Raw genomic sequence first — 14,053 nt, 5'->3', positions numbered from 1 at the left:
GGTCACTCCGGGAAGTGGCTGACAACGATGAACATGACTGTTCCTGTCAGCGTGGTGATGAACGAATAGGTATAGAGCGTGATGGCAAAGGGCTGCATCAGCATGACGACACCCAAGGCAATAAGGGCTGATGCCACCATCTCCCATGGGCCACGGCGCAGCCGCAACAGTCCGTTGATGAAATCACTCATTTGCGTACTGCTCCAAATGTGATCCCGCGCAGCAAATGTTTACGTAGCAAGATGGTAAAGACCATAACCGGCACGAGGAAGATCGTCGCACCCGCCGCGACAGCGGGCCAATCCTTACCCCCGACCCCGATGATCGTTGGAATAAACGGCGGTGCGGTTTGTGCTGTGCCCGATGTCAGCAAGACGGCGAAGGCATATTCGTTCCACGCAAAGATCAGACAAAAGATCGCGGTCGATGCGATACCCGTTGCCGCCTGCGGCAGGACCACTTTGTAAAAGGCCTGAAACCGCGTGTAGCCATCAATCAGAGCGGCTTCTTCGTACTCCACCGGAATTTCATCGATGAAGCCCTTAAGCAACCAGACCGACAGCGACAGGTTAACTGCGGTATACAGCAGGATCATCCCCAGATGCGTATCGTTAAGTCCAAGATTGCGAAACATCAGAAAGATCGGAATGGCCACCGCAATGGGCGGCATCATGCGGGTCGACAGGATGAAGAACAGCAAGTCATCCTTGAGCGGCACGCGAAAACGGCTAAAGGCATATGCCGCTGCCGTGCCCAGCACCATACAAAGTGCGGTCGACCCAAAACCGATGATGATCGAGTTCAGGAAACGCTCGCCATAGCGTGACGGGCCGCTGATGATGGTCCCCTGATCACGTGCGATTTGCTCGTACCAGGTTTGCGGCTCCCCCTTGGCTTCAAGCATGTCGTCCGTTGCGCGGGTACGATCGGTGAAAAGATTGACGTATCCTTCAAGCGACGGATCAAAAATAACTTTAGGCGGATAAGAAATGGAATCGGTCGGGGATTTGAACCCGGTTGCGATGATCCAAAGCAGCGGTGCAATGGTAATCAACGCATAGCCAACAACAAGGACCCCGGCGAACCACTTGGTCCCCTTTTTTGGTTCTGTAATCGAAAAACTCATCTTTCTTTTACCTTGTTCAGGGCTTTGACGTAGATTGATGCAAGGCCGAAGACGGTGACAAAAAGGATGACGGCATAGGCCGACGAATATCCGGTTCGCCATTTCTCGAACGCTTCACGTTTCAAGTCGATTGACGTGAGTGTTGTCGTGTTTCCCGGCCCCCCTCCGGTCAGTTGAACGACAAGATCAAACATCTTGAAGTTCTCAATCCCGCGGAACAAAACGGCCAACATCAGGAACGGTAAAACCATGGGAATGGTGATCGTCCAGAACTGCCGCCACTTGGACGCACGATCACATTCTGCAGCCTCATAGATGCTGTTTGGAATGGATCGCAGCCCGGCCAGACAGATCAACATTACGAACGGCGTCCACATCCAGGTGTCGGCAATGACAATCGCCCAAGGTGCCAAATTCACATCGCCGATCATCGAAAAGCTCGCCGGGTCCACCCCGGTAAAGAAGGCAATCACGTAATTAAACAGGCCAATTTGCGGCTGATAGAGAAAGGTCCAGAAATTGCCGACAACAGCGGGTGACAACATCATTGGGAAGACGATAATCGTCGTCCAAAGATCATTCCCCCGGAATTTCTTGTTAATCAGGAACGCGAGGAAAAACCCGATCAGAACCTGCAAAACGATGGTCCAGATCAGGAAATGCGCTGTTGCCTGCATCGTGTTCCAGATATCGGAGTCTGACAGAATGCGTTCGTAATTACGCAAGCCAACCCACTCAACATCCCGGTTAGGACGGTTTACCCGGCTGTTTGTAAAGCTCAGCCAGATGGTCCAGATCAATGGGAAAATGTTGATCGCCAGCAACAGGAAGATCGTTGGTGCCACGAAAATCCACGCAATACTTCGGTCAGACAGACCCCGAATGCGTTGGGCTACGGTTTCCGGCGTAGCCGCGGCGATCTTTTCGATCGGAATATTCTTCATTATTGACGCCCTTAGCCGTGCGGCAGATGCCACGCGGTCTTCACTCGGTCGGAAGGTTGACCCCGACCATCCATTACAGCATGGACGGGGTCGGTTCAGAGCCAGTCATTTCTGACAGTGATAAAGGCTTAGAGCTTGCCTTCGTCTTCAAAGACCTCTGTCCAATCTTCCACCAGACCGTCAAGTGCTTCCTGTGCGGTACCCTGACCCGCAACCACATAATTGTGGATGCGTTCTTGCATCGACAAAAGCAGATCGGCATAGGCCGGTTCAGCCCAAAAATCCTTCACGATGGCCATGCTATCAAGGAAGGTCTGTGCGTAGGGCTGGCTATCGGCAAAGCCCGGATCCTCGACCACCTCACGCAGTGCGGAATACCCGCCAAGTTCCCACCAGCGTGCCTGAATTTCAGGCTGTGCGAACCACTTGATGTATTCCAGTGCGGCTTCCTGCTTTTCAGAATACGCAACAACCGAAATTCCCTGTCCGCCAAGCTGGGCAAACTGCCCGGCGGGACCGGCTGGGTTCGGGAAGTATCCCGACTTACCGCCGCCAACGTTAGGGTCGGCTTCAACGCCCGGCCAGATGAAGGCAAAGTTCATCTGAAGCGCAACCTGCCCGGATTTATAGGCATCAATATTTTCGCTCATGTACCAGTTTGATGATCCCGGAGGCGTCGCGGTATCATAGAGCTCCTTGTAAAACTCCAGACCTTCTGCAGCACCTTTGGAATTCACAAAACCGTCAAGATCATAGGGCTTGTCAGGGTTTTCATACTGAAAACCATAGTTATAGAGCGCATTCGTCACCCCCATGGTGATGCCTTCAGACCCGCGCTCGGTATAGATAGCAGCCCCATAGACGGTCGTGCCATCAATGTCACGTCCCTGGAAGAATTGCGCGATATCCTTTAGTTCCTCAAGCGTTGCCGGCTCGCCGAGTTCGCGACCATACTTTGCCTTGAAAGCTTCGCGAATTTCCGGGCGCTCAAACCAATCCTTACGATACGTCCAACCGACCACATCGCCAAAGGCCGGAAGCGCGTAGTAATTTGGTGTATTCTTTGGCCATTCAGCGTAACCGGTCACAGTTGCCGGAATAAAATCGCCCATGTCGATGCCATTGGCATCGAAAAAGTCATTCAACTTCACATAGTGACCGTTCTCGGCACCGCCGCCAATCCACTGGCTGTCGCCAATCATAAGGTCACATAACTGACCGGCGGAGTTTAGCTCATTGAGCATGCGATCAGCAAAGGACGTCCATGGGACGAACTCAAAGCTCACGCTGTGACCGCTTTTGGTTTCGAAGTCTTTGGAAAGTTCGACCAAGGCATTCGCTGGGTCCCAAGCTGCCCAGCACAGTGTTAAATCTTCTGCGGCTGCCGCATTCGGAAGCGAACCGGCAACGATTGCCGAGGCCACTACCGTCATCAAATGTTTCGACTTCATTTTATTTTTCCTCCCTTTGAAACGTCGCGGCTTCCCAGCCACGGAAGCACTTCTACCACAAGTTTTTGAGGTACGCACCTCAAAAAGAGTATTTTCTGAGTTACGCACCTCAAATTTCTTGCAGTCACGCGCCAAATAGTTGAAAGTAACCTAAGAAAACCCAAGCGATTTAGGCCTGAATAACCAATGAGACCGACCACCAAAGACCTTGCCAAGGCGGCTGGCGTCAGCCTTGCAACCATAGATCGGGTACTCAACGGACGTTCCGGTGTACGACAGAAAACAGTCGATGCCGTCAACGAGGCGATTGAACGCACTGGCTTTCAAAGAAATCAGGTCGCCGCCACCCTGGCCCGCCAAAAAGGATATCGTTTCGGCTTTGTCCTGCCCCGAACGGGCGATGAATTTCTGGATGTGATTATCAAGCACATATCGGAATTTGATCAGGCCAGCCGGGCGGAAATGATCGCGACCAAGGTTGTCCGTATTGATGACCATGATCCGCATCGCGCAGCCAAAACCCTGTCGCGATTATCAGCAGAGGATTATGATGGCATCGCCATTATGGCCCCGGAAACCCCGCAGATTCGCGATGCGCTTTATCGCATGAGGGAACGGGGCATACAGACCGTGGCCTTCATATCCAACCAGCAAGAAGAAGGCAGTCAGCCGTTTGTTGGCATAGATAACATTGCCGCAGGTGCAACCGCCGGGCGCCTGATGGCGCGGTTCCTTGGCCATACCACGGGTTCAATTCTGGTTCTTGCGGAAACCATGCAATCACGCGACAGCCTTGAGCGACGCCTTGGTTTTGATAAGGTGATGAGCCGCGAATATCCGCAATTTGATGCCCTGCCGACGCTTGAAACACACGGGACAGCAGAAAGAACCCGACTTGTTTTGGCAAACGCCTTTGCAGCCCATCAGGATATTGTCGGGCTGTATATCATGGGGTCCGAAGCACGCGTTGCGATCGACCTTGCGCAAAATCTCTGCGGTGAAGAAAAAATCATCACCATCGCCCATGAACGCACACCGTCAACAGAACACGCACTTCGGGCAAAGACCCTTGATGCACTGATTAACCAAGACCCGGGACACATCATCCGCAGTGCCGTGCGAACACTCAGAGCTCAATGCGAAAACCGCGAGACACTGGCGTCCCAAGAACGCATCCGAATAGAAATCCTCATCGCGGAAAACCTGTGAGGCCATTGCAGCACCAAACACGGTAATGCTCTGACGAAGCTGGTCTATAGCAAAAGTCATGCACGATCCGGGCTCAGCTAACCAGGATATCCTGCGGATCGCACATGACTCGAGAATGCGAACAGTTTGACAAACCTACCACTTGAATGACGCGGAACAATCTCACATGCGCCGCAGTTGAGGGCAAAGGCGTTGTTGATTCGTACTGAGTGCACCCGTATTTTCATACTCAGACTACCAACGCGCCGTGGGTTTGGATGACCTTGGCGGATAATGCCTGCCCGGCCCGGATTGCATCGACACAACCCATACCGGAAAGTCGCGTCGCCAAAAATGCCGCATTAAAAGAATCGCCCGCCCCAGTTGCATCGACAATCTTTGACACCTGAGGTGTGGCAATGGTTTTCACCTGATCCTCGCTTAAAAATGTGCAAGGGTTGCCGGCGTTTTTGACGACGACCTCGCGCACTCCAAGGTCGCGATATCTCGCAACAGTTTCTTCTGGTGAATGATCGCCAAACAGGGCGGCTTCGTCGTCGAAACTTGGCAGGATAAATTCGGACATTGCCGCAACGCTTGATATCGCGGCTTTGCAAGCTTCCTCACTCTCCCAAAGGGCGGGACGAATATTGGGATCGAACGCAATACGGGTACGTTCCGACAACGGCTTAAGCAAATCGATAAAGGCCGCACGCCTTTCCGGAGCCAAAATTGCGAGCGTTATCCCCGACAGATACAAAACATCTGCACCATTTAACGCAGACGCCAAAGCGGTCAGGTCGTCGGCCATGTTGCGGGCAGCCGAGTTCTCGCGCCAATAGGTAAAGACACGGTCGCCACCTTCCTGATCAATAAGATACAATCCCGGTCGCTTGCCAGACAGTCGCCGAATGGCCCTGGTGTCAATCCCGGCATCCGAAATAAACTGTGCAATCCGATCAGAATATCGATCACCCCCAAGTGCTGTGACATAGCGTATATGCCAATCATCCGCCGGCGTCGCATTGCGGAAATGCCATGCGGTGTTCAGCGTATCGCCCGCAATGCCCAACTTCCATTGGTCACCTGCACCCCCCGACATCTCGATCATGCATTCGCCAATGGCGACGAAATGGTGTGGTGTCATGGTTTAAGCTCGTGCCCGATGGCCTCAGCCACACCGTCAGACAGCAACACAGATAAACGCGCAATCACACCATCACGCCATAACGGATCGGATAGAAGCTGCTTGGGCATCCAGTCGGGCAGCATCGCGAGGCGATCGTAAATCGATGCCGTATCCTGATTATTTCCCAGTGCGTGAATGATTTCATCGGCACGCGGATCGTTTAGAATTTCTGCTGCTGTGCTTGGTTCAACCTCATTGAGGTGTTGACGCGCAACCGCCATCCATGCGGCAAAGCATAAAGCAAAGGTGCCCAGTTCTACACTGCCGCGCGGCAGGTCACACGCGGGGGCAAAAATGCGCTGGGGCAGCTTTTCGGTGCCATCCATCGCAATCTGGCGGATTTCATGGGCGATTTCAGGGTTGCGGAACCGCGCCAAAAGATCTTCAGCATATTGGGTAAAATCAATCCCCGCCAAAGGCTGCATAGTTGCCGCCGCGTTTTCCATATGCCGAACAATTAGCCGAGATAATCCCGCATCAGCCATGACATCGCGGACATAGCGATATCCGCCAAGTTGCCCCATATAAGCAATGAGAGAATGACTGCCGTTGAGCATACGCAGCTTCATACGTTCGTAGGGCTCAACATCATCCACCATCACCGCACCGCCGGCCTCCCAGGCTGGTCTGCCGTTTGGAAAATCGTCCTCGATCACCCATTGCGAAAACGGCTCCGTCTCGACCGCAGCCGGGTCTTCGAAGCCCAAAAGAAGCTTTGCATCCGCATATGTTGCCGCGGTTGACGCCGGGGTGATCCGATCGACCATCGTTGACGGGAAAGAAACCGTTTGCGCGATCCACTCTGCGAGCTCTTTATCAATGCGCTTTGCGAAATCAATTACGCCGGTGCGCAACAGGACACCGTTTGACGGCAGATTATCGCACGAAACAACCGTAAACGGCGGAAGACCAGCCTGCTTTCGCAATCGCAATCCTTCAACCAGCAGCCCCAGAAGGCCTGCGGGTTGGCGAGGACTTGCAAGATCATACTTAATCGACGGATGCTCGGGAACGACCCGCCCTGAAACCCGATCTATGCCATAGGCCTTTTCGGTTACCGTTATTGTAATGATCCGAATGGCCGGGTCGGCAAGCGCATCAAGGACGGGTTGAATATCACGGGCTGCGGCAAGTGCCTCCGACATGCTGGTGATCCGGTATGCTTTGGGCCCGTCAGAATGGCGTTCGACGACCGTGAATTCACCGTTTTGCGCATTAAGTGCGTCAACAATATCGGTGCTGCGCAAACTGACACCGATGATCTGCCAATCACCGCCTTGAGCCTTCATCGCCGCATCGGTATAGACCGCCTGATGGGCCCGATGAAACGCGCCAATCCCGATATGAACGATGCCGGGGCGCCCTGCTTTTTGACGGTTTTGTGCCTCAGGCATGGCCGATACTGTCATTCTGTCGCCTCCAAACGGTGCGAAAGGGCTTTGATCACGCCGCGCAGCTCCGCCAGACCTTTGAGGCGGCCAATCGCGGGATAGCCCGGCTGTCCTTGTTTATTCAAGTCATCGAGAATGTCGTGACCGTGGTCCGGGCGCATCGGGATATTCCAGTCAGCGCGACCGGCGGCCTTACGACGCGCTTCTTCGAGCAAAACCTGCTCGATCAATGCGACCATATCGGTGTCACCGTCCAGATGCTCCGCCTCATGGAAACTGCATGGCAATCCGTCACTTTCGCGTTTGGTATTGCGCAGATGAATGAAATGAACACGGTCGCCCAGACGTTTCATCATGCCCGGCAAGTCATTTTCCGGATGGACGCCAAGAGACCCAGAACAGAGCGTTATGCCATTTTCGGGCAGATCAATCGCCTGCATGATGAGCGCATAATCGGCCTCGGTCGACATGATGCGCGGCAAGCCCAAAAGTGCAAAGGGCGGATCATCGGGATGGCAGCACATGCGAATGCCGACTTCGCGTGCAACCGGCACGACTTCCTCCAAGAACGCCACCAGATTGCGACGAAGAAGATCGGCATCAATATCGGCATAGGTTGCAAGCAGCGCGCGCAAGTCATCCAACGACAGATTTTCGACCGAACCGGGCAACCCAAAGGCAACCGTACGTTCAAGTTCGGCCCGACGATCACCTGACATCGCGGTAAACCGATGTTGCGCATCTGCGACAATCCCCACAGGGTAGTCATCGCTCGCACCTTCGCGTTTGAGGATAAACAAGTCAAAGGCGACAAAATCAGCCAAATCAAACCGCATACAGGTCGCACCGTTTGACAAACGCCAATTCAGATGGGTTCGTGTCCAGTCAAGAACCGGCATGAAGTTGTAACAAACGATACGGATTCCGGAATCGGCAAGGTTGCGAAGACTTTGTTTATAAACCTCGATATGATCTTTCCATGGGCCAACCTGACGTTTGATTGCTTCGGAAACGGGAAGACTTTCGACCACATCCCATGTCAAACCGGAAGACGCGCCGTCTTGCATGACAGCGATTTCACTGTGACGTTTCGCAATCTCGGCTGGCGTCCAGACGGCACCACTTGGGACATGATGCAGAGCGGAAACAACTCCATGCGCACCAGCTTGGCAAATATCGTCAATGCTGACCAGATCGCTCGGACCGAACCATCTCCAAGTTTGTTTCATGGGTCTCTCTCTGTATTGGCTTGGTGTCTTAAACACCGACTATAAGGGTATAAACAGTATCATGTCATAATTTTGTTGACTAGTATGGTAGTATGCATCATGACTCAGAAAAGCAAGGAGAGATTAATGGGCGATCCTGAACAGAACGACTGGGAAATCACACATGATCTGGCCGTCGGCCCACAGATCCACCGCATCATTCGCGAACGGATTGTGTGCACAGACCTGCTGCCCGGTGTGCGTCTGTCAGAAGCCGAACTTGCAAAGCACTTTAATGTCAGCCGCCAGCCTATACGGGAAGCTTTTATCAAGCTCGCCGACGAAGGCCTTCTGGAAGTACGTCCCCAGCGGGGTACCTATGTGCGCAAGATTTCGGTGGCTGCGGTTCTCGATGCACGGTTTGTCCGAGAAGCAATCGAGGCAGATATTGCTCGCTTCGTTGCAAAGGAACCCAATGATCGTTTTCTCACCCGTCTCGAACAGCTGATCATTGATCAGAAAAAAGTCATGAAAGGCGATGCGCAATCTTTCCTAAAACTCGATCATGATTTTCATCGCTGCCTCGCAGAAGCGGCTGGAAAAACATATGCGTGGAAGATTGTCGAGGATGTTCGCGCACAGCTCGATCGGGTGCGTTACCTCAGTTACTTCCAGTTTCCGATGGACGAAATTATCGATCAGCATGTCCAGATTGTTTCGGCAATCTCATCACGCGATCCCGAAACAGCCAGTGCCGCCATGCGTGAACACCTTCGTGAGATTCTGCATACGCTGCCTGACATTTCATGCTCCAGATCGGAGCTTTTTGACGACGCCAATCCTGCGCCGTCACTCTAAGGCATCAACCAAACAGGGAGGAAAAGATGCTTACAATAAAAACCACCAAAAAACTCATTATCGCCGGTGTAGCAGCCATGTTAATGGGCAATTCTGCGATTGCGGCTGAAATGACCCTTAAACTTGGCCATCTCGCCAACGAACAGAATGCCTGGCACAAAGCTGCGGTTAAATTCGGCGAAGAACTTTCGACCCTTACCGATGGCCGCATCGAAGTTCAGGTTTTCCCGAATGAAACACTCGGCAAGGAAATCGATCTGATCAACGGCATGCAGCTGGGATCTGTCGATATGACAATTACCGGCGAAAGCCTTCAGAACTGGGCACCGATGGCAGCACTTCTTGCTGTGCCCTATGCGTATCCGACACTTGAGGATATGGACGCGGTTGCCAACGGCGAAATCGGTGACAAGGTTGAACAGCAGATTATTGAAAAGGCACGCATCCGCCCGATTGCGTATTTTGCTCGCGGCCCGCGTAATCTGACATCGAACCGCGAAATCAAGAACCCTGATGATTTGAACGGACTGAAACTACGCGTTCCAAACGTGCCGCTTTTCGTTGACGTATGGAAATCACTTGGCGCGCAACCCACACCGATGGCCTTCTCCGAAGTCTTTACCTCGCTTCAGGCTGGCGCAATCGACGCACAGGAAAACCCTCTGGCCCTGATTGAGTCAGCAAGCTTCGATGAAGTACAGAAGTTCGTGAACAAGACCGAGCACGTCCGCTCGTGGATCTATCTGACCATTTCGGAAATCACCTGGGGCAAGCTGTCAGATACCGACAAGGACGCCGTGATGGAAGCAGCCAAACGTGCACAAGCCTATGAACGCGAACTGTTTTCTGCTGATGAACAGCGTTTAACGCAGGAACTGCAAGACAAAGGCATGACCTTTGTTGAAGTCGACACGCAGGCCTTTGCCCAGAAGGCAAAAGATGCTGTTCTTGCAAATGTGTCCGACGAAATCCGACCGATTGTCGAAAACCTTTTCGCAAAATGATTTCGGCCGGTTCGGTCGCTTAGCCGCGACCGAACCTTTTCCGACGGGGAAGTAACGTGTTTTCTGCCAGATTATACGCATTCATCATTGCACTTTGCCGGATCGGAACAGGTGCTGCCTTTGGTCTTCTGATTGGCACGGTTCTGATACAGGTATTTTCTCGATCCTTTATGTCGAGTTCACCTGTCTGGACCGAAGAACTTACCCGGCATGCCTTACTCTTTATGGCAGCGTTTGGTGTCGGACTATCGTTTCGCAATGGTGAATTGGTCAATGTCGACATTGTATGCGACATGCTGCCGAAGCCTGTCCAACGCGCGTTGATGTTTCTTTCTGCCGGATTGACTGCTGCTTTTTGCCTTGTCTTGCTGTCACCCGCCTGGATGTTCGTGTCGATTGGCGTTCTTCAAACCTCTCCCGCGCTTGGTGTACGAATGGACTTTATTCATGCCACCGTTTTCATTCTTCTTGCTGTGCTCGGTCTTTTTGCCGTTTTGCGGATGATACGTGTCATCACAGGCGTATCAGACGGAAGACCTGAAGATACGACGAAGGACGTCCCATGAGCCTCGCTATTCTCCTTGGTGTTTTTGCCCTGGGTCTTGTTATCAGCCTTCCGGTTGCTGTAACACTTGGCCTTTCCTCGCTCTGCTATCTCTTGCTTGAAGGCATTCCTCTGGTCGTCATCCCGCAAAAGATGTTCGCTGGGATGGATGTGTTTGTCCTTCTTTGCATTCCGGGCTTTATCCTTGCGGGCAACCTGATGAATAGCGGCGGGATTACCCCACGCATTGTAAGGTTTGCCAATGCCATGGTGGGGTGGATGCGCGGTGGACTTGGCCTGACCAACGTCGCCGGATCCATGCTGTTTGGTGGTATTTCGGGAACCGCTGTCGCAGATGCGGCATCAATTGGTGGCATGATGATCCCGGGCATGGTGCGCGCTGGCTATACGCCTGCATTTTCTGCTGCAGTTACTGCCGCCTCTTCCACCGTTGGCCCCATCATTCCACCGAGCATGCCAATGATCATTGTTGGCGCACTTTCGGGCATATCGGTCGGAAAAATGTTTATCGCCGGGGCTATTCCGGGCCTATTGATGGGTCTTGCGATGATGGTGACCTGTTACATCATCGCCGTCAAACGTGGGTTCCCCCATCAGCCGTGGCAAGGCGTTGGCGAGCTTGCGCAATCCTTTACCGGCGCCTTCTGGGCACTGGCCATGACCGGCCTGATCATTGGCGGCTTGCTCAGCGGGATCGCTACCCCAACAGAAACAGCCGTTATCGCCAGCATTTACGCCTTTGTTGTTGGATGTTTTATTTACCGTGAACTTCCCTTACGCAAGGTTCCAAAAATCATCATCGACAGCGCAGTGACGGCGGCGGCTATTCTCGCCCTTGTTGGATTGGCGAACGTGTTTGGCTGGATTCTTGTTTCTGAACGCATTCCCCAAATGATCTCGGACGGGGTACTGTCGATCACCGATAACAAATATGTCGTTATCTTGCTGATCAATCTGGTCCTGCTGATAGTCGGCATGTTTATGGAAACCATCGCCGCCCTGATCATTCTGTTTGTGCCCCTTTTGACGCTCGCCACCAATGTTGGTGTCGACCCGATCCATTTTGCCGTTTTCGCCGTTCTTAACCTGATGATCGGCCTAACGACCCCACCGGTTGGCATCTGCATGTTCATTTGTGCGAACATTGCCAAGGCTCCCGTCACCACGGTAATCAAGGCATTGATGCCGTTTCTCCTGACCAACATCCTAATTCTATTCCTTGTTTCCTACATCCCGGCGCTGTCGACCTGGCTGCCGTCTCTGATGGAGTAATTTTTTCAATGCAAACCCGCGTTTGCCGACTTTACGGCCAAAATGATCTCCGTATTGAAACTGAAACCGTCGCGCGTCCGGCAAAGAATGACGTACTGGTCCGCGTTGGTGCGGGCGGCGTGTGCGGTTCGGATATGCATTATTACTTTGACGGTGGCATTGGTCTGATCAGGGTGCGCGAACCCATCATTCTCGGCCATGAGGCTGCCGGAACAATCCTTGATACAGGTTCCGACGTATCTGGATTGATTCCCGGACAAAAGGTCGCAATCAATCCAAGTCGCCCCTGCGGAACGTGTCAATATTGCGCGGAAAAACTACACCAGCATTGCTTGAACATGCGCTTCTTCGGGTCTGCGATGCCCATGCCCCACATGCAGGGATTGTTCCGTGATCTGATAAATGTTCCGGCCAGTCAATGCATCCCGCTCAACCCGGAAATTAATCTCAACGACGCCGCGTGTGCCGAGCCGCTGGCGGTTTGCCTACATGCAGTTTCCCGTGCTGGCGACCTTCATGGCAAGAAAGTGCTCGTCACCGGCGCAGGACCAATCGGCAGCCTATGTGTCGCGGCAGCAAAACGCGCTGGTGCGGCCAAAATCGTTGTCACGGACTTGAAGGATTTTGCCCTTGATATTGCGCGACAAATGGGCGCGACGGATACGATCAATGTCGCAAGCGACGCTGACGCAATGACAACATACGAGGCCAACAAAGGGCACTTCGATGTCTGTCTGGAATGCTCGGCAGCACCTGCTGCACTTGGCTCGGCGATATCGACCCTGCGCCCGCAAGGTATCCTTGTGCAGGTTGGTGTAGCTGGCGAGTTGCCCGTATCGTTCAACGCGCTCGTTGCCAAGGAAATCACTATTACCGGCAGTTTCCGTTTTCACCACGAATTTGCCCAAGCCGTTGAATTGATCAATACCGGCGCCATAAATGTAAAACCAATTATCACTGAGACATTTGACATGGCCGACGCACAGAAAGCCATTGAGATAGCCCGCGACCGGAACAAGTCGGTTAAGGTTCAGCTATCTTTTGCAAGCTGACGTACAAGTATACTCAATAACGTATCAACCAATGAAATGTTGGAAAATTTCCTAGACGATTCCACCACCGCTGCCTTTGCTTGCGGGTCGGATTTGCGCGACCTGTGCACGATACTCCGCGTTACGATAAGTAACAACCGGATCAATCGCACCATTGCAACGATGACGGACCATCGCAAGTATCGGCAATACGTCAGCATTATAGGCGGGCCTCAATGTCCGATTGGCCATCACGACATCATCCTCATCGGGATAACCCTTTCACGAGCAAGTTTTATTCATCATATTCTATTATTTCTATGTAAAATGCCGCAAAAGGCGACACTTCCTATCTATATATGGATTGTTTACCGTCAACTTGGCGCTGCCTTTCGCCGGAACCAAAGAAAGACCGTAAATCGAGGAACCTTAAGCGGCAATCGACCCTCAGCAGCAGGTACTTTCCGTTTGATTCATCTAGGGTTAGAACTCATTAATCTTTAACAGATTCAATGATCTGGAACTCAACATGTGGAGTTCCGTAACATGAAGGGTCAATTCTGGCTTTCCGACGAGCAATGGGCGCTGATTAAGCCGCATCTGCCATACCGTGCGGCGGGTCGGCGGCGCGAAGATGATCGGCGCATCATCAGCGGGATCATTCACGTGCTTCAATCTGGCTGTCGTTGGCAAGATTGCCCTGCCGATTACGGTCCATCCACCACGGTCTACAATCGTTATAACCGCTGGTCGCAAAAAGGCATCTGGCAATATCTGTTTGCTGAGTTGACGGCCATCTTGGCGGGCACGCCCGAGGAAATTTCCG

The 14,053-nt window shown here is 52.7% G+C and carries 15 protein-coding genes; 7 read left to right on the top strand and 8 right to left on the bottom strand.

Annotated elements, in window-relative coordinates; genetic code table 11:
* Positions 1 to 2 precede the first annotated feature (2 nt).
* The 4 genes from K355_RS0121720 to K355_RS0121705 all read right to left on the bottom strand — a co-directional run bounded on the left by K355_RS0121720 (position 3) and on the right by K355_RS0121705 (position 3,521).
* A complete protein-coding gene (locus K355_RS0121720; protein ID WP_022734278.1) occupies positions 3 to 191 on the bottom strand; it encodes a hypothetical protein in 189 nt (62 codons plus the stop codon).
* Positions 188 to 1,126 (bottom strand): carbohydrate ABC transporter permease, encoded by a 939-nt coding sequence (locus K355_RS0121715; protein WP_022734277.1) that lies wholly within the window; start codon positions 1,124 to 1,126, stop codon positions 188 to 190. Before K355_RS0121715 ends, K355_RS0121720 begins: the two co-directional genes overlap by 4 nt.
* The gene (locus tag K355_RS0121710) at positions 1,123 to 2,070 is read right to left on the bottom strand and encodes a carbohydrate ABC transporter permease (protein WP_022734276.1); all 948 of its coding nucleotides are present in this window, start codon (positions 2,068 to 2,070) and stop codon (positions 1,123 to 1,125) included. Before K355_RS0121710 ends, K355_RS0121715 begins: the two co-directional genes overlap by 4 nt.
* A 128-nt stretch (positions 2,071 to 2,198) precedes the next feature.
* A complete protein-coding gene (locus tag K355_RS0121705; protein WP_022734275.1) occupies positions 2,199 to 3,521 on the bottom strand; it encodes an ABC transporter substrate-binding protein in 1,323 nt (440 codons plus the stop codon).
* Between the two features lie 186 nt (positions 3,522 to 3,707).
* On the opposite strand from K355_RS0121705, the gene K355_RS0121700 reads away from it, so the two are divergent.
* Positions 3,708 to 4,730 carry a LacI family DNA-binding transcriptional regulator gene (locus K355_RS0121700; RefSeq protein ID WP_022734274.1) on the top strand — a complete coding sequence of 341 codons (1,023 nt, stop codon included), beginning with the start codon at positions 3,708 to 3,710 and terminating at the stop codon, positions 4,728 to 4,730.
* Between the two features lie 229 nt (positions 4,731 to 4,959).
* Here the strand turns inward: K355_RS0121700 and K355_RS0121695 are convergent, their stop codons facing one another.
* From K355_RS0121695 to uxuA, 3 genes are read right to left on the bottom strand one after another with little or no spacing between them, the layout of a single operon-like run.
* Positions 4,960 to 5,856 (bottom strand): sugar kinase, encoded by an 897-nt coding sequence (locus tag K355_RS0121695; protein WP_022734273.1) that lies wholly within the window; start codon positions 5,854 to 5,856, stop codon positions 4,960 to 4,962.
* The gene (locus tag K355_RS24720) at positions 5,853 to 7,307 is read right to left on the bottom strand and encodes a mannitol dehydrogenase family protein (protein WP_022734272.1); all 1,455 of its coding nucleotides are present in this window, start codon (positions 7,305 to 7,307) and stop codon (positions 5,853 to 5,855) included. Before K355_RS24720 ends, K355_RS0121695 begins: the two co-directional genes overlap by 4 nt.
* Positions 7,304 to 8,518, bottom strand: a complete 1,215-nt coding sequence (gene uxuA, locus K355_RS0121685) for a mannonate dehydratase (protein ID WP_022734271.1) — start codon at positions 8,516 to 8,518, stop codon at positions 7,304 to 7,306. The genes K355_RS24720 and uxuA overlap by 4 nt, the downstream gene beginning before the upstream one ends.
* A 126-nt stretch (positions 8,519 to 8,644) precedes the next feature.
* Between uxuA and K355_RS0121680 the strand changes: the two genes are divergently transcribed.
* From K355_RS0121680 to K355_RS0121660, 5 genes are read left to right on the top strand one after another with little or no spacing between them, the layout of a single operon-like run.
* Positions 8,645 to 9,355, top strand: coding sequence for a GntR family transcriptional regulator (locus K355_RS0121680; protein ID WP_022734270.1), 711 nt, complete (start codon positions 8,645 to 8,647; stop codon positions 9,353 to 9,355).
* Positions 9,356 to 9,381: 26 nt separating this feature from the next.
* On the top strand, positions 9,382 to 10,359 hold the full coding sequence (locus tag K355_RS0121675; RefSeq protein WP_022734269.1) for a TRAP transporter substrate-binding protein: 978 nt from the start codon (positions 9,382 to 9,384) through the stop codon (positions 10,357 to 10,359).
* A gap of 56 nt (positions 10,360 to 10,415) precedes the next feature.
* A complete protein-coding gene (locus K355_RS0121670; protein WP_022734268.1) occupies positions 10,416 to 10,925 on the top strand; it encodes a TRAP transporter small permease in 510 nt (169 codons plus the stop codon).
* Entirely contained in the window at positions 10,922 to 12,196 is a 1,275-nt protein-coding gene (locus tag K355_RS0121665) for a TRAP transporter large permease (RefSeq protein ID WP_022734267.1), read from the top strand. Before K355_RS0121670 ends, K355_RS0121665 begins: the two co-directional genes overlap by 4 nt.
* A gap of 8 nt (positions 12,197 to 12,204) precedes the next feature.
* Positions 12,205 to 13,248 (top strand): L-idonate 5-dehydrogenase, encoded by a 1,044-nt coding sequence (locus tag K355_RS0121660; protein WP_022734266.1) that lies wholly within the window; start codon positions 12,205 to 12,207, stop codon positions 13,246 to 13,248.
* A gap of 51 nt (positions 13,249 to 13,299) precedes the next feature.
* Here K355_RS0121660 and K355_RS0121655 read toward each other — a convergent pair whose 3' ends face one another.
* Positions 13,300 to 13,479: a hypothetical protein gene (locus tag K355_RS0121655; RefSeq protein WP_022734265.1), complete on the bottom strand. Its 180-nt coding sequence runs from the start codon at positions 13,477 to 13,479 to the stop codon at positions 13,300 to 13,302.
* A 294-nt stretch (positions 13,480 to 13,773) separates the two neighbouring features.
* On the opposite strand from K355_RS0121655, the gene K355_RS0121650 reads away from it, so the two are divergent.
* Positions 13,774 to 14,053 (top strand): transposase (locus tag K355_RS0121650; RefSeq protein WP_022734264.1); only part of this gene is annotated, 280 nt, incomplete at its 3' end.

This window comes from Thalassospira lucentensis MCCC 1A00383 = DSM 14000 (assembly GCF_000421265.1).
Taxonomy (GTDB): domain Bacteria; phylum Pseudomonadota; class Alphaproteobacteria; order Rhodospirillales; family Thalassospiraceae; genus Thalassospira; species Thalassospira lucentensis.
Note: the sequence above shows the minus strand (reverse complement) of the source record. Positions and strands in the feature narration are given on the sequence as shown.